This is a genomic window from Burkholderia sp. ABCPW 11 (assembly GCF_001523445.1).
Lineage (GTDB): Bacteria > Pseudomonadota > Gammaproteobacteria > Burkholderiales > Burkholderiaceae > Burkholderia.
Genome location: NZ_LOVM01000049.1, coordinates 27903 through 45369 on the forward strand (window position 1 = coordinate 27903; position 17467 = coordinate 45369).

The following is a 17467-nucleotide window of genomic DNA, read 5'->3' on the forward strand; positions in this document are numbered from 1 at the left end:
CTGAGACATGAGAGGCTCCGCACGCATCAGCAGTCGGCTTCGTCAGGCTTCGGGCAGCCGGTCGAGCCGAGCCCGTTGGCGATGAAGCGCTGCAGCAGGCCGGTGAGCGTCGCGAGTTCGTCGGCCGAGAAGCCTTCGAGCTGTGCGTTGAGCACGGTCGCGACCAGCGACGGCAGCGCGCGGGCGGCTTCGATGCCGCGCTCGGTCAGCGTCAGCTCGATCATCCGGCGATCCTGCTCGCTGCGCGTGCGTGCGATCAGCCCCTTGCGTTCGAGCCGGTCGAGCATGCGCGTCATCGACCCGCTGTCGTACGACATCTTGCGCGACAGTTCGAACGGCGTGCGTGCGTAGCCGCGCGACAGCAGCAGGATCACGCCGATCTGCTGCGCGGTGAGGTCGAGCGGCTCGAGCGCACGATCCATCCGCTCGACGAGCGCCTGCTTCGCCTTCGACAGGTAATAGCCGAGGCTCGTTTCCAGCGCGATGTTCTCGGGATCGTAGAGGCCGCCGGTCATACGATTGCGCGCGCAGCAATAGTGCGTTTCGGGTTAAAACGCGTCCAGTATCTTGAAAAATGATTGCTTAGTCAATATTATTTGAGTCAACCAGTTACGACGTGCATGTTGCACTGCCGGAGACTATGTTCTGACCGATTGGCCCGCGCTGCCGGGCACCCGAGGATGTTCGCGATGCTGTTCCTGAAAAATGCCGCCGGCGCGCTGCGCCGCAACCTGACCGATACCGCTCATCATGTGTTTTCCGGGCCGCACCGCGGCTGGAAAATCGCGCTGTACGTGACGATGCTGGTCGTGCCTGGCGGCTCGCTCGCGGCGCTCGGGTTCGCGTGGTTCGATCATCGCCGGCAGCGCAACGCGAAGGGCGGTGCCCGCCGCACGAGCCAGCCGGCCGCGACGGAGCCGTCGACATGGCGGGCCGCCGCCGAACCCGTCCCGGCGCCCGTGCGCTGCCACTGACGCCGCACCGCTTCCGCGCGCCACCTATCCCGCCCGATTCCGGCCTGTCTGATCGCCGGCCGCGTCACGCGCGGCCGGCGTCGTACGCCCGTTTGCCCACCTGCCGTCCCGCAAGCAAGCCGTAATAGCCGGTAACCCGGCCGGCCGCGCCGGTAACACATCCGGGCCGCCGCGCACCGTACCCTTAGGGCTGCGCAGCTTTCTCGCCGTCAGTTACCATTTGTCCGCCAGCGGCATGACGACCGCATCGCGCGGCGCCGCTCGCCGGCCGCCACGCCCAGACAGGAAAACCACCATGCCGTACGCTTCCCTCCCGCGCGCCGTTCGCCCGCTGAGCGCCGCCGTCGCCATTGCGACGGCCGTGCTGCTCGCCGGCTGCGCCGTCGGGCCCGACTATCACCGGCCCGACACGTCGATCCCCGCCGCCTTCAAGGAAGCGCCGGCCGGCTGGAAAGTCGCGCAGCCCGCCGATCGCGCCGACCGCGGCGCGTGGTGGACGGTCTACAACGATCCGCAGCTCGATGCGCTGATCGGCAAGCTCAACGCGTCGAACCAGACCATCGCGCAATCGGCGGCCGCCTACCGGCAGGCGCGCGCGCTCGTCACCGAGGCGCGCGCCGCGTATTTCCCGACCGTCGGGCTGAGCGCATCGGGCTCGCGTGCGCGGACGCCGCGCACGTCGCTGTCGTCGGGCTCGTCGTCGAATTTCGGCAGCGGATCGACAGGGTCGATCAACAACAGCTACAGCATCGGCCTCGACGCCAGCTGGGAACCCGACCTGTGGGGCAAGGTGAGCCGCACCGTCAGCGCGCAGCGCGCCGGCGAAGCGGCCGCCGCGGCCGATCTCGCGAACGCACGGCTGTCGCAGCAGGCGCTGCTCGCGCAGACCTATTTCCAGTTGCGCACGTCCGACGCGCTGCAAAAGCTGCTCGACGACACCGTGAAGTCGTACGAACGGTCGCTGCAGCTCACGCAGAACCAGTACGCGCAGGGCGTCGCCGCGCGCGCGGACGTGATCCAGGCGCAGACGCAGTTGCAGAGCGCGCAGGCCGCGCAGATCGACAACGGCGTCGCCCGCGCGCAGTACGAGCATGCGATCGCGACGCTGATCGGCGAGCCGGCGTCGACCTTCTCGCTGCCGCCGGCCCCGCTCGCCGCCGAGCCGCCGATCACGCCGGTCGACGTGCCGTCCGCGATCCTCGAGCGCCGGCCCGACGTCGCGGCGGCCGAGCGCCGCGCGGCGGCCGCGAACGAGCAGATCGGCGTCGCGATCGCTGCATTCTTCCCCACCCTGACGCTGTCGGCCAGCGGCGGCTTCCAGAGCTCGGTGTGGTCGCAGCTGTTCACGCTGCCGGCGCGCTTCTGGACAGTCGGCCCGCAGCTCGCGGCCACGCTGTTCGACGCGGGCCTGCGCGCCGCGCAGACCGACGCCGCGCGCGCGACCTACGACCAGGACGTCGCCGCCTATCGCCTCGCGGTGCTCACCGCGTTCCAGGACGTCGAGGACAACCTCGCGTCGCAGCGCATCCTCGCGCAGGAAATCGACGTGCAGCGGCAGGCCGTCGACAGCGCCGAGCACGCGCTCGCGATCGTCACGAACCAGTACAAGGCCGGCACGGTCGCGTACCTGAACGTGCTGACCGCGCAGACCACCGCGTTTACCGCGCAGCAAAAGCTCGCGACGATCGCCGGGCAGCGGATGGTGTCGTCGGTGGGGCTCGTGAAGGCGCTCGGCGGCGGCTGGAACGTAGCGGAGATGGCGCGCGAGAACGGCGACATGGCGGCGCCGGCGCCTTTGCCGGCGTCCGGTGCGGCCGCGCCTGCGGCCACCGCACCGTCGGCGGCCGCGCCGCTCGCGCAGAAGTAGGAAGGGAAGCGGCCGACGCGCGCGTTCAGCGCTGCGCGTCGCCGAAGATCAGCGACACCTGGTTGTTGCCGATCGGATGCCCGAGCAGGTTCAGCAGCCCGGCGAGGTTCGCCTGCTGCTCGGGCGCCGCATGCGCGGTCCCGCGGAACGATCCCTGACCGGGGCCGAAGCTGCCGTGCCCGTCGAGGAACAGCGGGCCCTGCGTCGTCGACAGATCGAGATCGGCGCCCGCACCCTTCGCCTGCAATACCGCCCGGTACGAACCGAGCGGCTTCACGCGCGACACGCGCGAACTCATCGAATCGATCGTCACCGTCAATTGGCCGAACGCGTTGTTGCCGATGAGCCGCCAGTCGCTCCAGCCGAGCCGCACGTCGCCCTGCAGGTCGAGCGTGTTGAACGGCGTGCCGAGCCCCGCGAGCAGCGACGCGGGCACGGCCATCGTGCCCGCCGACAGCACCGCGCCGCGCCACGTCGCATCGAGCGTGACCGCATCGGGCATCGCTTCCGTCTGCCGCATGCGCATCTGCACGCGCCCGGTCAGCAGCGGCCAGAAGCGCGTGGTCCATTCGACCCGGCCCGGCAGCAGCGTCGCCGCGCTCTGATCGGCGCCCGGCGCGAGCATCAGCGTGCCCGAGCCATGCCACAGCGATCCGTCCGGATCGACGAGATTCACGTGGCCGCCGGTCGCACGCGCGAACTGCGGCGCGATCCACGCGGCCGGCGCGAGCGCGACGAGCGTCACCGCCGTCGCCAGGCCGCCCGCCAGCACCCACGGCAACACGGCGACGAGCCACCTTGCCCACGGCCGCATCGGCCGGCCTTCGTTTGCCTCATCCACTGCCGTCATCTACTTCTGGACGGAAGGTTGCATCACGGCCGTCAGGTCCACCTGGCCGTCTTCCTTCAGCGCCGTCGCGTGCGCTTCGCCGACCTGCACCTTGAACTGCCGGCGCGCATCGTCGAGCCACTGGGTCCATGCCGGGAACGACACGTTCTTCATCTGGATCTGCACGCCGTTGCCGACGATCTGCACCTGCGCGCCCTGCAACCCGTGATCGGACAGCGACGCGGTCAGCGCGTCCTTCAGCGCGAGGCCGGTCGGCGCGACGCCCTGCGCGGCGGCCGTCAGCGACTTCGCTTCGTTCGCCTGCGCGGTCATCTGCGCGAGTTCGCGACGCATCGTCGGCAATTCGCGCTGGATCCGGGCGCGGCCTTCCTGCGCGGGCGACCACAGCACCGAATACGCGATCGCGACCGCCAGCACGGCGCCGCCCCAGCCGAGCAGCATCTTCTCGCGCGGCGAGCGCTCACCCCAGAACTGGGTCAGCGTCTGGTTCAGTTGTTCGGTTTTCATGAGCGGCTCCGGATCGTCCATTTGCCCGTGTTGCTGTCGACTTCGCCGGACAGTCCGTTACGCGCGAGGCGCTGCGTGAAATCGGGATCGACCTTGACCTCCGGCTTGAAGCCGACGTCGAGCCGACGGTCGTGATAGTCGAGCGACGCGATGCCGTTCAGCGGCAGCGCGCCCATCGAGCGCGACAAGCCGCTCGACAGCGCGAGGAAATCGTTCGGCGACAGCTCGCCGGCCGCGAGGCGCAGCTGGTCGAGCTGACGCTGCATCTGCGCGGGCGGATCGAGCACGGTGGTCGTCTTCGGGAACGCGGACAGCAGCGTCTCGGTGATCTGCGCGGACAGCGCATCGCGCTCGCGCGACAGCTTCCACCAGTGCAGGTTCATCCCGATCACCGCGACGCCGAGCGTCGCCGCGGCGAGCGCGATCGGCACGCGCAGGCGCTTGAGCGTCGCGCGGTCGAAGCGCCACGGCTGCGATTCGAATTCGAACTGGCACAAATCGAATGGCTCGGTCAGCGCCCGGCGCGCGAACGTGTCGAACGACAGCGGCGCGGCGCCCGGCAGCAGCGGGCCGTCGGTGCGGCCGACCGATGCGAGCCGCGGCTCCGCGCCCGGTTCGCCGAGTTCGTACAGTTCGATGTCGCCGCCGCCGGCGAGCGCGGCCAGCGTGCCGGCCGCGCGCGACGCGGGCGCCGCGAAGCCTTCGCCGAGCGCGCCGCGCGCGACGGCCAGCTCGAGGCGCGGCGCACCGGCCGCCGCCGGCAGCGCGCCGGCTTCGACGAGCGCCGGTTCGACCGCCGTCGCGAGCCCGAGCACCGCGGCGACCGTCGTCGGGCGGGCAGGTGGCTCGGCCGCGGCGAGCGGAGCGGTGTCGATGGCCTCGTCGTCGGCCGCCGGCGCGACGGATGCCGCTTCGGCCGGCGCGCGCGGTGCCGGCAGGCAGCGGGTCGCGGGCACCGCGCTCAGGTGCCGGTGGCCGGCCGCCGTGAACGCATCGCAGATCGTGCGGAACCACGCGCGATCGACGACGGCCAGCACGCGGCGCCCGTCCGGCAGCGCGGCCGGGTCGAGCGCGATGTGGCAGCCGAGCGGATCCTGGATCAGCTGATCCTCGACGATGTTGGGCAGCGCCTGGCGCAGCTTCGGCCCCTTCAGCGGCGGCACGGTCGCGGCCAGCAGCAGCACGTCGCGCGCGGCGACGATCAGCACCGTCGCGTTCGCCCGCGGCAGCAGCGCCAGCGCGGCGCGGCCGGCGCGCTGCACCTGGCCGGCCTTGTCGACGAGCATGAACGGCAGCTCGGGCCACTGCCATTCCTGCAACGGCACGGCAGGCTCGCGCGGCGGCAAAGAAACAATCAACGTGCTCACAAGAGCTCCTCTCCCGATTGGCGTCGTTATAGCTGGTCGCGGATGCGCACGACCCGCGTCGAGTGCGTGGTCGGATCACGATACACGAGCGAGGTGCGGTCGACCTCCGCGCGTTCGTGCTGGATCCGGCCGTGCACGATGAAATAGCTCGAATTGACGTCGACGAGACTCGAGTCGATCGTCACGTTCGGCGGCGCGCCGGCGCCGCGCAGCGCGAGCTGCACGTCGCCGACGTTCCGGAAAAACACCGTCTCGCGGCGCGACACGAGCGCCTGCGCGGACGACACGCTCATGCCCGGCATCAGCGCCGCGATCACTTCGGCCGGCGCGGTGTTCATGTTCACGGGCGTCGTGGTCGGCAGCACGGTGACGAACGGGCGCAGCCGCGCGACCATCTCGGGCGTCACGCCGTCGACGTCGAGCAGGCTGTCCACGCGCGTCATCATCAGCGGCGCGGGCCCTCGGTCCCCGCCGGCCATGCCGGGATCGTCGGTGAAGCCGCTACCCTGCATGTCGCCGCTCGTCACCGGTGCGGTCGCGGCATTCGCGGCGGTCGCGCCGCCGCCGGGCAGGTTCGGCATCTGGAACCGCGTGGCCGAATGCAGCAGGCCCGCGCGCACCTGGAGCGCGATGCGCTTCGCGAACGCGCTGTCGTAGCCGAGCGTCGTCAGCAGGCGCTGGAACGCCTGCATCTGCGTGACGTTCAACTGCAGCACGCCGGGCGCCGGCGACGACACGAGGTTGCGCAGGTTGAACTTCGCCTGCGCGTCCTCGATCGAGCCGGAGATATAGGTGTCTTCGCCGCCGCCATCGTTGGGCGAGCCGATCCGGCCGAGGAAATCCGACAGTTTCGTTTTCGCGATCGGCACGCCCCAGATCCCGCCGAGATACGTGATGCCGGGCGCCGTATCGCCTTCGGAGCGCAGGATCATCCGGGTCCAGTCGAGCGCGCCGCGCGCGACCCACTGCGCCTGCGCGATCGTGCGCTGGTTCTCGATGCGGCGGATCTGCACCTGCTGGCGCCACAGCATCCCCGACACGAGGATCGCCGACAGCGCGACCACGAGCAGCGCGGTGATGATCGCGGCGCCGCGCTGGCGGCGGGCGGGCATTCGGCGGGCAGGGCGCGCACGCATCGTCATTCCCCGACGAGGAAGATGCGCGTGACCGGCACGCGCAGCGACGTCGCGCCGATGCTGACCTGCAGCCCGGTCACCGCACGCGCGGGCGGTGCGTTGCCGATCTGCGGCACCTTGAGCGCGTCGTTGTTCTGCGCGAGCGCTTCGTCGGCCGTCTGCAGGTTGGTGGTCCAGCCCACGCGCGGCACGTACAGCTTCGCGTCGATCGCGCCGACGCCGCCCATCAGCGCGACCCAGCTCCAGCCTTCGACGCTGCTGTCCTTCAGCAGGGTGCGCAGCCGGTTCGTGTCGTCGATCGGCGGCGATGCATAGCGCACGACCCGGCCGCCGGCGATCCGGTAGCGGACCACCTGCAGCCGCGGCGCGACGCCCGGCACGTCGAGTTCCCGCACGATCTGCAGCGTATTGCCGGCGACGCCGATCGCCGGCTGGCCGGCCTCGTCGTCGGTCGCGGCGAGCCGTGCGTCGATGCGCATCTGGTCGAACATCTGCGCGAACACGCGCTCGTCTTCCATCGCGGACGCGACCTTGTCGCGGCCGCGCATGATCTGGTCGAGCCCGCGCCACGCGAGGATCGCGACCACCGCGAGAATCGCGATCGCGATCATCAGCTCGATCAGCGTGAAGCCGCGGGCGGGCCGGGCCGGGGGAGCGGACAGGCGGCGCATCGGCGCGTCAGAGCGGACGGCTGGTTTCATTCGCGACCACCGTCACCATCTGCGCGAGCACGCCGGCGCGACCGGGCATGCTCACCGAAATCCGCACGCGTCGGAACACCGGGTTCGGCGTGGTGTTCACGCGCTGCGTGCAGACGAGCTGCACGTTGCCTTGCGAGCAGTCGAAACTCTGTTCGCCGACCTCCGGCCACGCATGCGTGAGCCGCAACTGCGCGAGCGCGTTGTCGGCGCTCCAGCCGGCGAGCAGCCGGCGATGCAGGTCGGACGCGTTGGTCGCCATCGTGCCGACCGCGCGGATCGACGCGGCGAGCGCGACCGCGATGATCGCGAGCGCGACCAGCACCTCGATCATCGTGAAGCCGCGGGATGAAGCAACGGGGGAGGGCAGGCGACGACGCATCGTCATTGCACCTCGTAGCGGCCGTTGCCGGTGCCGACGATCGTCGCGCTGCCGGCGGCCGAATGCAGCGTCACGCGCACCGGCGTGTCGATGCTCTCGGTGCCGAACACGACGCGATTCGCGTGCGTGTCCGAGCCCGGGTAATCGATGTCGGCGCCGGTGACGCCGCCGTCCCAGTCGCGCGGGCGCAGCAGGTCGTCGCGCAGCGTGCGCCAGCCGTCGGGCGAGCTCACGTCGAAACGGAAACCGTGCGCGGTCGGCTGCCACGCGATCGGCCGCGCGCGCACCTGCGCTTCGTCGCCGGCCGTCTCGAACAGCAGCGCGATGCGCTGCGCTTCCTCGCGCAGGTCGGTGCGCGGATTGCGCGTCAGCGACAGCGACGCGAGCGACACGAGCAGCCCCGCGATCACGAGCACGACCAGCATTTCGAGCAGCGTGAAGCCGCGCGCGCGACGCCGCGCCGCGCGGCGCTCCGTCAAGCCGCCATCGGCGCCTGCCGGTACGGACGGCACCGCACCGCGACGCACACGGCGATCGCGGCCGCAGCGGGAGGTCGTGCGAATGGCGAGCATGAAGAGCGGGAATGAAACGTCGGGTCGATCAGCGCCGGCTTATTGCCACGAGCCGATGTCGGAGTCGTTGCTCTCTCCGCCTTCCTTGCCGTCGGCGCCGTAGCTGAACACGTCGATCTCGCCATGCACGCCCGGGTTCAGGTACTTGTACCCATTGCCCCACGGATCGTTCGGCAGGCGCTCGAGATAGCCGCCGTCCTTCCAGTTGTTCGGGATCGGATCGGTGGTCGGCTTCTGGATCAGCGCGTTCAGGCCCTGCTCCTGGGTCGGATAGCGGCCGTTGTCCAGACGGTACAGCTTGAGCGCCTGCATGATCGTGCCGATGTCCTGCTTCGCGGCGATGCGGCGCGCCTCGTCCGGACGGCTCATGATCTTTGGCACGATCAGCGCCGCCAGGATCCCGAGGATCGCGACCACCACCATGATCTCGATCAGCGTGAAACCGCGCTGACGACGCACGGCCGCGTTGCGGCGAGTGATCCACGTTTGCATGACTGACTACCTCTTTCCAAAAAAATGTCGTCGATTGAGTGACGCACCCGGCGCACCGGACGGTCGCCTGACAGCAACCTTCCGGACCGGCGGGCGCGGAGCACGCATTGTAAGGCGCGCATCGCCGAGGGCTTTCACCCAACGCAAATTTCATATACATCCGTACAATAGCGCGCATGAACGCGCTCTCGATCCGGATCCTATCCCTCGCCCTCTTCGCGGGTTTGTGCGCGACGGCCACCTACTGGGTCGTCACGCTGTCGGCCCGCGAAGCGCCGCTGCCTGCCGCCGCCGCGCGGCTGCCGATCCGAACCGAGGACGCCGCCGCGCTCTTCGGCGGTCAGCTCGACAAGAATCCCGTCCAGGACATCCACCTGTTCGGCATTCTCGCGCTCGATCACGGCGGCGCGGCGATCGTCGGCATTGGCGGCGAACCGCCGCGCGCCGTGTCGCTCGGCGCGGAAGTCACGCCCGGCGCGAAGCTCGCCGAAGTGCGCCCGCGCTCGATCATCGTCGACCGCAACGGCGCCCGCGCCGAAATCCAGCTCCCGGCCAACACGCCGTCCCCCGCGATCTACATGCGCTGAACGGCGGCGGCCCGGCAAGCGGGCCGCCGCGTCACTGCACCATGTTGTTCAGCTCGATGATCGGCAGCATCACGGCCAGCACGATCACGAGCACGATGCCGCCCATCGCGAGGATCAACAGCGGCTCCAGCAGGCTCGTCAGGAACATCGTGCGGCGCTCCAGCTCGCGCGCTTCGCCTTCGGCCGCGCGATCCAGCATCGTCGTCACGTCGCCCGTCGCTTCGCCCGAACGAATCAGGTGCACGAGCACCGGCGGAAACGTCTTCACGTTGTTCAGCGCGCGCGACAGCGCGGAGCCTTCGCGCACGCGCACGATCGCGTCGTCGATGTTCGCGCGCATCGCGCGGTTCGACAGCGTCTCGCCGGCCGCCTGCAACGCGCGCAGGATCGGCACGCCGGCCGCGGTGAGAATGCCGAGCGTGCTCGCGAAGCGCACCGTGTTGTAGCCGCGCACGAGCTTGCCCGCGAGCGGCGCGGTCAGCACCCAGCGATCGAATGCGAGCCGGGGCCCGGCGCGCGACAGCGTCGCCTTCACGAACCACACGACGAGCGCGACCGCGATCAGGATCGCCCACCACCAGTGCCGCACGAATTCCGACAGCGCCATCATCACGACCGTGAGGATCGGCAGTTGCTGCTTCGTGCTCGCGAACACGTTGACGACCTGCGGCACGACGTAGCTCAGCAGGAACGTGACGATGCCGAACGCGATCAGCGTGACGATGCCCGGATACGTGAACGCCAGCAGAATCTTCTGCTTCAGCGCATTGCTCTGCTCGATGTAGTCGGCAAGGCGCGACAGCACGATGCCGAGCTTGCCGGTGTGCTCGCCTGCCGCGACCAGCGCGCGATAGATTTCCGGAAAATCGCGCGGATGCTGACCCAGCGCATTCGCGAGCGAATGGCCGCCGAGCACTTCCGCGCGGATCGCGGCCATCAGTTCGCGGATGTAGTCGCGCTCGGCCTGCTCGGTCAGCACGCCGAGCGCCTCGTCGAGCGGCAGCCCCGCAATCAGCAGGCTCGCGAGCTGGCGCGTGAGGATCGCCTGTTCGCGCTGCGACAGCTTGCGGCCGAACGCGAGCCGCTGCGAGCGCGCGCCGCGCGTCGCGCTCGCGGCCGGCTCGACGACGAGCGGGGTGAGCCCCTGCGTGCGCAACTGGCCGCGCGCGCTGCGCGCACTGTCGGCATCGATGACGCCTTTCTGCGCGCGTCCCGCTGCATCGATCGCTTCGAAACGGAATGCCGGCATCGCGCTATGCGCCTCCCGTCACGCGCAGCACTTCCTCGAGCGACGTCGCGCCGGCCGCGAGCCAGCGCTCCGCGTCGTCGCGCAGCGTGCGCATGCCTTGCGCGCGGCCGGCGGCCAGGATCTCGGCATCGGCCGCGTTGCGGTGAATCAGCGTGCGGATCGACTCGTCGACCAGCAGCAGTTCGTAGACGCCGCGCCGGCCTGCGTAGCCCGAATGCCCGCACTTGTCGCAGCCGACCGGATGCCACACGGTGCGGCCGTCCTCGTGCCGCTCCTCCTTGCAGACCGGGCAGAGCTGGCGCACGAGGCGCTGCGCGAGCACGCCGAGCAGCGACGACGCGAGCAGGTACGGCTCGACGCCCATGTCGGTCAGGCGCGTGACGGCGGACGCCGCATCGTTCGTGTGCAGCGTCGCGAGCACGAGGTGGCCCGTCAGCGACGCCTGCACCGCGATCTGCGCGGTTTCGAGGTCGCGGATTTCGCCGATCATGATCACGTCCGGGTCCTGGCGCAGGATCGAGCGCAGCGCGCGGGCAAAGGTCATCCCGATCCGCTCGTTCACCTGCGTCTGGCCGATGCCGGACAGGTCGTATTCGATCGGGTCCTCGACGGTCATGATGTTGGTCGTCGCGGTTTCGAGCCGCGACATCGACGCGTACAGCGTGGTCGTTTTGCCCGAACCGGTCGGGCCGGTGACGAGCACGATGCCGTGCGGGCGCGCGATCAGCTTGTCGAACTGCACGAGCGTGTCGCGGCCCATCCCGAGCGCTTCGAGGTTCAGGCGCTGCGCATCCTTTTCCAGCAGACGCAGCACCGCGCGCTCGCCGTGCCCGGTCGGCAGCGTCGACACGCGCACGTCGACCGGCCGGCCGCCGACGCGCAGCGTGATGCGGCCGTCCTGCGGCAGGCGCTTCTCCGCGATGTCGAGCTGCGCCATGATCTTGATCCGCGAGATCAGCGCGCCGTGCAGCGCCTTCTTCGGGCGCACGACGTCGCGCAGCGTGCCGTCGACGCGAAAGCGCACGACCGACGCGTTCTCGAACGGCTCGATGTGAATGTCCGACGCCTGTTCGCGCGCCGCTTGCGTGAGCAGCGCATTGATCATCCGGATGATCGGCGCGTCGTCTTCCGATTCGAGCAGATCCTCGACCTCGGGGATATCCTGCATCAGCCGCGACAGGTCGACTTCGCCTTCGACCTCGCCGACCACCTGCGCGGCGCTGCCGTCCTGGCGCGCATAGGCCTGGTTGATCGCCTGCGCGAGCTCGTCGGCCGGCACGCGATGCACGGCGATCGAGCCGAAGTTGCGCGCGATTTCCGCGAGCGCGGCGTCGCTCGTGCGTTCGCTGATCCACACCTCGAGCGTGTCGTCGAGCTGATGCGCGATCAGCACCTGGCCGCTCTTCGCGAAGCCGTACGGCAGCAGGCGCGCGGCGAGCGGCGACGGCGGCTGGCGTTCGCCCGGCGCGCCGTCGTGAGTGGAAGACGCGAGCACGTCGCTCACTGCGAGGCTCCCGGCGCGGTGGTCAGCGGCTGTTGCGGCACCGCCTGCTGCGGCACGCTCTGCGGCTGCGCGGGCGTCGCCTCCGGCAACGGCTGGGCCGGCACCGGCGCCACCTGGCGCTGCAACTGCTGGCGACGCATCTTGTCGAGATCGAACAGGTTCCCCGCGGCCGTGCCGCCCTGGCTCGGGCCGATCGGCATCGGCGGGACGACCGGATCGTCCTTGTCGCGCATCACGTTGTTGTCCGACTTGTATGCGCCCGTCACGCCCTGGATGTAGTCGTAGCGGTTGGCCGTCACTTCCTGCGCGGTACTGCGATCGGAGATGATCACCGGGCGCAGGAATACCATCAGGTTGGTCTTCTGACGCAGCTTCGTTTCGGAGCGGAACAACTGGCCGATCCATGGGATGTCGCCGAGCAGCGGCACCTTGCTGTTCGACACCTGGTAGTTGTCCTGCATCAGGCCGCCGAGCACGATGATCTCGCCGTTGTCGGCCAGGATCGTCGACTGGATCGAGCGCTTCGTGAAGGTCGGGCCGGTCTGCGCGTTCGTGGTGCCGCTGACGACTGCCGAATCCTCCGTGTAGAGCTGCAGCTTCAGGATCCCGCCGTCGGTGATCTGCGGCTTCACGTGCAACGTCAGGCCGACGTCGCGACGGTCATACGTATTGAACGCATTGCTCGTCGTGCCGCTCGTCAGGTTCGAATACGAACCGGTCGCGATCGGCACGTTCTGGCCGACGACGATCTTCGCTTCCTCGTTGTCGAGCGTGATCAGGTTCGGCGTCGACAGCACGTTCGCGTCGCTCACGCCCGCGAAATACTGCAGCAGCGCGCCGAGCCCCTGCACGCCGAACATGTTGTGCAGCCAGCCGATGTTGAGCCCTTGCGACAACTGTCCGAGATTGGCGGCAAGCCCGCCGCCGGTGATCCCGCCAGCGGCATTGGTCAAACCGCCGGCCGTCAGGTTGACGATGCTGTTGCCCAGACCGCCCGGCGGATTCAGGTTCGTGCCGCCGAGGAACTGGCCGCTCGCCACCTGCCACTGGATGCCGAGGTTGCCGGACGTATTCGAATTCAGCTCGACGATCAGCGCTTCGATATAGACCTGCGCACGCCGTGCGTCGAGCTGGTCGATCACCGAGCGCAGGTTCCGGTAAACCGGATCGGACGCGGTGATGATCAGCGAGTTGGTGGCCGAGTCGGCCTGGATCATCCCGCCCGGCTGGTTGTCGTCGCTCTTGTCCTTGTCGCCGCCGAGCAGGCCGCCCGTGCCGAGCCCGCCACCGCCGGACGAGCCGCCGCCGTACGCCGACGAAGACGACGAACCGCCGAGGCCGCCCGACGGCAGCGGCGGGGTGCCCGACGTGCCGGTCGAGAAGTTGCCGCTCGCCGACGAGCCGCCGTTCTGGTTGAAGCTGTTCGCATCGTTGGACGAAGCCGACGAGCCGCTGTCGTTGCCGCCCTTGCCGAGCATCCCGCGCAGCGTCTTCGCGAGCTTGACCGCATCGGCGTTGCGCAGCGGCACGACGTGCATGTTGCCGGGCACCGCGCTCGGCGCGTCGAGCTGCTGCACGAGGCGCTTCGCGGCCGCGAGGCGCGACGCGCTCGATGCGCGCAGCATCAGCGAGTTGGTGCGCGGGTCGGCCGTGACCGATACCTTCAGCGTCGCGTCGCTGTTGCCGATCGCGCCCGGGTCGAGCATCTTCTGCAGCTGCGCGGCGAGGTCGATCGCGTTCGCGTTGCGCAGCGGCACGACCTGCACCTGCGCGCCCGCGGCGCTGTCGACGCCCGCGATGATCTGCGCGATGCGGCGCACGTTGTCCGCATAGTCGGTCACGACGATCGTGTTGTTCGCCGGGTAGGCCGTCACCGTGTTGTTCGGCGAGATCAGCGGCCGCAGCACGGGCAGCAGGTTGTTCGCCGATTCGTTGTGCAGCTCGAACACCTGCGTGATCACCTGATCGCCGCGCGCCTGCGGCGCATTGCCGACATAGGTCGGCACGCCCTGCAGCTTCGCGTCGGCTTCCGGCACGACCTTCAGCACGCCGTGATCCTGCACGAGCGCGAAGCCCTGCATGCGCAGCGCGGACTGCAGCGTCTTCAACGCCTGATCTTCCGGCACCGGCCGTTCGGCCACGAGATTGAGCTGCCCCTTCACGCGGGGGTCGACGATGATGGTCTTGCCGGTCGCGGCGCCGATCGCTTTCGCGACCTGGTCGATATCCGCATTCACGAAGTTGAGCGTGACCTGAGCATAGGCGGCCTGCGAGACGATGATGCCGGCCACGAGCAGGGTCGTGGCGATACGCCGCATAACGAAGCGATTTCTTGTCATGGATGAATGGGTCGATGCCGGCTCAGGCCACTTCCGGCGGTAGTGCTGGGATCCAGGTCCGAAAGAGGCGACATTAGCAGTTTTTCATGTCCGAAATATCACATTGATCCGAAGACTGTCTCACATACGACATGTATCCGGCGAACCGTATGCAATATGTAAGGATCGATGTCACACTCCGCATGCCGGCCGTCGCCTCCGCCGTCGCTTCCATTTCGCGATGAACCGACACGGAAATGCGGTATAACCGGCCTGTCGTATTCCTGCCTGTCGCAATCCGGCGGTCTGCCGGTATGATACGGGCGGCGCGTTTCTCGTCGCACGAATAACGGCCACGGGTTTTCCCCGAGCTCCGCGCAATTCCTTTTCGTTTCCGCACGATGGACAAACGGTTCGCTTCGATCGCGTTGATCGCCGCCGGCGCATGGTTCGCCAGCGGCAACGCACGCGCGGATTGTTTCGACGAAGCGGCCAAATACCAGCAGGTCAATCCGTTGATCCTGCGCGCGATCGCGTGGCAGGAGTCGCGCAACCGGCCCGATGCGCTGAACAAGAATACGAACGGCTCGGTCGACTACGGCCTGATGCAGATCAATTCGATCCACCTGCCGACGCTGTCGCGCTACGGGATCGGCCGCGACACGCTGATGGAACCGTGCAAGAACGTGTACATCGCCGCGTGGCATCTCAGACAGAAGATGAACCGCTACGGCAACACGTGGCAGGCGGTCGGCGCCTATCATTCGGAAACGCCGTCGCTGCGCGACAAATACGCGCGGCAGATCGCCGGCATCCTGACGCAATGGAAGCTGCTGCCGCCCACGCAGACCGCTCAGGCCACTCAGGCTGCTCCGGCCGCGCAGTGATGCCGCGCGGCATCGCCGGCTGACACCGCGCCGGCCGGCCGGCGCGCGTTTGATGCACAATGCGGGCTGACGCCGCCGTTTCGTCCGCGTGCGGGCCGATCGCGCCCCGGCAGGGCGCCGCGGCCGCTTTTTCATCTTTTCCGTTGGTGCATATCATCATGAATCCGGCAATGAAACAGCCGTTGCCCGTCACCGTGCTGTCCGGCTTCCTCGGCGCCGGCAAGACCACGCTGCTCAACCACGTCCTCGCGAACCGCGCGGGCCTGAAAGTCGCGGTGATCGTCAACGATCTCGCGGCGGTCAACATCGACGCGTCGCTCGTGCGCGATGCGCAGGCGCTGTCGCACGTCGAGGAACGCCTCGTCGAAATGTCGAACGGCTGCATCTGTTGCACGCTGCGCGACGACCTGCTCGTCGAGATCCGCAACCTCGCGTCCGAAGGCCGCTTCGACGCGATCATGATCGAATCGACCGGTATCGCGGAGCCGATGCCGATCGCCGAAACGTTCACGTTCGTCGACGACGACGGCACGTCGCTGTCGGCCATCGCGCGGCTCGACACGCTCGTCACCGTGGTCGACGCGTACAACTTCCTGCGCGACTACGGCTCCGACGACGCGCTCGCGACGCGCGGCATCGCCGCGTCGGAAGACGACGACCGCACGCTCGTCGAGCTGCTGATCGAGCAGATCGAATTCTGCGACGTGCTGGTGATCAACAAGGCCGACCTGGTCGGCGCGGACGATCTCGCGCGCCTGCAGCACATCCTCGCGCGCCTCAATCCGCGCGCGCACCAGGTCGTGTCGACGTTCGGCAACGTGCCGCTCGACGAAGTGCTGAACACCGGCCGCTTCGATTTCGACGAAGCCGCGAATGCGCCGGGCTGGCTCGCGTCGCTCGACCGCGATCACGCGCATTGCGACGATCCCGACTGCCAGGACGACCATCATGCGCACGTGCACGGCGAAGCCGACGAATTCGGGATCGGCAATTTCGTTTACCGCGCGCGCCGGCCGTTTCACCCGGCACGGCTCTGGGCGCTGCTGCATCAGGAGTGGCCGGGCGTGCTGCGCAGCAAGGGTTTCTTCTGGCTCGCGACGCGCAACGACATCGCGGGTTCGCTGTCGCAGGCGGGCGGCGTATGCCGGCACGGGCCGGCCGGTTCGTGGTGGGCGGCGCAGGATCGCGCGGAATGGCCGGACGACGACGAGCTGCTCGCCGAAATCCGCGCCGAATGGCTGGGCGATCTCGACGATCGCACGGTCGGCGATCGCCGGCAGGAACTCGTGCTGATCGGCATCGCACTCGACGCCGACGCGTGGCGCGCGAAACTCGACGCGTGCCTGCTGACCGATGCGGAGTTTGCGCTCGGCGCGACGGGATGGGCGGCGTTCGACGATCCGTTCCCGGCGTGGGACGTCGATTCGCACGACGACGATCACGGCGACACACAAATCGTGCACGCGTGAAGCGCGTGGTAACGGCTCGTAAAAATAACCGTTAATTTTTGCAAGAGCGACGCAGACTGTGGCGAAAATGCCGCGCGCGCCCAACAAAAAACCCGCCTCTCGGCGGGTTTTTTTGGAACAGGCGCGGGTTTAACGCTTGTTGACGGCGTCCTTGAACGCCTTGCCGGCCGTGAACTTGACCGTCTTGGCTGCCGGGATCTTGATGGTTTCGCCCGTCTTCGGGTTGCGGCCCGTACGTGCTGCGCGCTTGCCCGAACCGAAGCTGCCGAAGCCGATCAGCTGAACCGCATCACCCTTCGACACGGCCTTCTTGATGACTTCGAGCAGCGTGTCCAGCGTTTCGCCGGTTTGAGCCTTGCTGGCGCCCGTTTGGGCGGCGACGGCGTCGATCAGTTCCTGTTTGTTCATTAAGGTTCCTTTATCAGGTTAGGTTGACACGAACAGCGCGAACGCGCCGATTATACGTGCGCGAACCGTGCCGTCGAGAGTCAGACTCCGACGACACAGCGCCGAATCCTGGCCCGCGCGACGCGCCCTCCGGCTTGCCGGCGGCCACCCCGCGGTACGGCGTTGCTATGATAGCGCAGCGCAAACCCAATAACGACAAG

The 17467-nt window shown here is 68.6% G+C and carries 18 protein-coding genes; 5 read left to right on the forward strand and 13 right to left on the reverse strand.

Annotated features, from left to right (window positions below; all coding sequences use genetic code 11):
- Positions 1 to 26: 26 nt before the first annotated feature.
- Positions 27 to 515, reverse strand: a complete 489-nt coding sequence (locus WS61_RS21050) for a MarR family winged helix-turn-helix transcriptional regulator (protein WP_059503109.1) — start codon at positions 513 to 515, stop codon at positions 27 to 29.
- 174 nt (positions 516 to 689) lie between these two features.
- Here WS61_RS21050 and WS61_RS21055 point away from each other — a divergent pair, with 174 nt between their 5' ends.
- Positions 690 to 974, forward strand: a complete 285-nt coding sequence (locus WS61_RS21055; RefSeq protein WP_082725042.1) for a multidrug ABC transporter ATPase — start codon at positions 690 to 692, stop codon at positions 972 to 974.
- 295 nt (positions 975 to 1269) lie between these two features.
- The gene (locus tag WS61_RS21060; protein WP_059503113.1) at positions 1270 to 2841 is read left to right on the forward strand and encodes an efflux transporter outer membrane subunit; all 1572 of its coding nucleotides are present in this window, start codon (positions 1270 to 1272) and stop codon (positions 2839 to 2841) included.
- A gap of 25 nt (positions 2842 to 2866) precedes the next feature.
- Here the strand turns inward: WS61_RS21060 and WS61_RS21065 are convergent, their stop codons facing one another.
- The 8 genes from WS61_RS21065 to gspG are packed head-to-tail and all read right to left on the reverse strand — an operon-like array spanning position 2867 to position 8845.
- Complete coding sequence (locus WS61_RS21065; RefSeq protein WP_059503375.1) at positions 2867 to 3655, reverse strand: type II secretion system protein N; 789 nt, start codon at positions 3653 to 3655, stop codon at positions 2867 to 2869.
- 36 nt (positions 3656 to 3691) lie between these two features.
- Complete coding sequence (gene gspM / locus WS61_RS21070) at positions 3692 to 4198, reverse strand: type II secretion system protein GspM (protein ID WP_059503378.1); 507 nt, start codon at positions 4196 to 4198, stop codon at positions 3692 to 3694.
- Positions 4195 to 5565 (reverse strand): type II secretion system protein GspL, encoded by a 1371-nt coding sequence (gspL, locus tag WS61_RS21075; RefSeq protein ID WP_059503114.1) that lies wholly within the window; start codon positions 5563 to 5565, stop codon positions 4195 to 4197. The genes gspM and gspL overlap by 4 nt, the downstream gene beginning before the upstream one ends.
- A 26-nt stretch (positions 5566 to 5591) precedes the next feature.
- The gene (gene gspK, locus WS61_RS21080) at positions 5592 to 6701 is read right to left on the reverse strand and encodes a type II secretion system minor pseudopilin GspK (protein WP_059503380.1); all 1110 of its coding nucleotides are present in this window, start codon (positions 6699 to 6701) and stop codon (positions 5592 to 5594) included.
- Between the two features lie 2 nt (positions 6702 to 6703).
- A complete protein-coding gene (locus WS61_RS21085) occupies positions 6704 to 7402 on the reverse strand; it encodes a type II secretion system protein J (RefSeq protein ID WP_095211794.1) in 699 nt (232 codons plus the stop codon).
- Complete coding sequence (gene gspI / locus WS61_RS21090) at positions 7380 to 7787, reverse strand: type II secretion system minor pseudopilin GspI (protein ID WP_095211795.1); 408 nt, start codon at positions 7785 to 7787, stop codon at positions 7380 to 7382. Before gspI ends, WS61_RS21085 begins: the two co-directional genes overlap by 23 nt.
- Positions 7784 to 8353: a GspH/FimT family pseudopilin gene (locus WS61_RS21095; RefSeq protein WP_059503120.1), complete on the reverse strand. Its 570-nt coding sequence runs from the start codon at positions 8351 to 8353 to the stop codon at positions 7784 to 7786. The genes gspI and WS61_RS21095 overlap by 4 nt, the downstream gene beginning before the upstream one ends.
- A gap of 39 nt (positions 8354 to 8392) precedes the next feature.
- Positions 8393 to 8845: a type II secretion system major pseudopilin GspG gene (gene gspG, locus WS61_RS21100; protein ID WP_027783126.1), complete on the reverse strand. Its 453-nt coding sequence runs from the start codon at positions 8843 to 8845 to the stop codon at positions 8393 to 8395.
- Positions 8846 to 9021: 176 nt separating this feature from the next.
- Here gspG and WS61_RS21105 point away from each other — a divergent pair, with 176 nt between their 5' ends.
- The gene (locus WS61_RS21105) at positions 9022 to 9432 is read left to right on the forward strand and encodes a type II secretion system protein N (protein WP_059503123.1); all 411 of its coding nucleotides are present in this window, start codon (positions 9022 to 9024) and stop codon (positions 9430 to 9432) included.
- A gap of 31 nt (positions 9433 to 9463) precedes the next feature.
- Here WS61_RS21105 and gspF read toward each other — a convergent pair whose 3' ends face one another.
- The 3 genes from gspF to gspD are packed head-to-tail and all read right to left on the reverse strand — an operon-like array spanning position 9464 to position 14524.
- Positions 9464 to 10681 carry a type II secretion system inner membrane protein GspF gene (gene gspF / locus WS61_RS21110; RefSeq protein ID WP_034209670.1) on the reverse strand — a complete coding sequence of 406 codons (1218 nt, stop codon included), beginning with the start codon at positions 10679 to 10681 and terminating at the stop codon, positions 9464 to 9466.
- 4 nt (positions 10682 to 10685) lie between these two features.
- A complete protein-coding gene (gene gspE / locus WS61_RS21115; RefSeq protein WP_306453340.1) occupies positions 10686 to 12176 on the reverse strand; it encodes a type II secretion system ATPase GspE in 1491 nt (496 codons plus the stop codon).
- A 5-nt stretch (positions 12177 to 12181) separates the two neighbouring features.
- Positions 12182 to 14524 carry a type II secretion system secretin GspD gene (gene gspD / locus WS61_RS21120; protein ID WP_059503125.1) on the reverse strand — a complete coding sequence of 781 codons (2343 nt, stop codon included), beginning with the start codon at positions 14522 to 14524 and terminating at the stop codon, positions 12182 to 12184.
- Positions 14525 to 14904: 380 nt separating this feature from the next.
- On the opposite strand from gspD, the gene WS61_RS21125 reads away from it, so the two are divergent.
- Positions 14905 to 15390, forward strand: a complete 486-nt coding sequence (locus tag WS61_RS21125) for a lytic transglycosylase domain-containing protein (protein WP_059503127.1) — start codon at positions 14905 to 14907, stop codon at positions 15388 to 15390.
- A gap of 158 nt (positions 15391 to 15548) precedes the next feature.
- Positions 15549 to 16859: a GTP-binding protein gene (locus tag WS61_RS21130; RefSeq protein WP_059503385.1), complete on the forward strand. Its 1311-nt coding sequence runs from the start codon at positions 15549 to 15551 to the stop codon at positions 16857 to 16859.
- A 129-nt stretch (positions 16860 to 16988) separates the two neighbouring features.
- Here the strand turns inward: WS61_RS21130 and WS61_RS21135 are convergent, their stop codons facing one another.
- Positions 16989 to 17267 (reverse strand): HU family DNA-binding protein, encoded by a 279-nt coding sequence (locus WS61_RS21135; protein ID WP_006401505.1) that lies wholly within the window; start codon positions 17265 to 17267, stop codon positions 16989 to 16991.
- Positions 17268 to 17467: the final 200 nt, after the last annotated feature.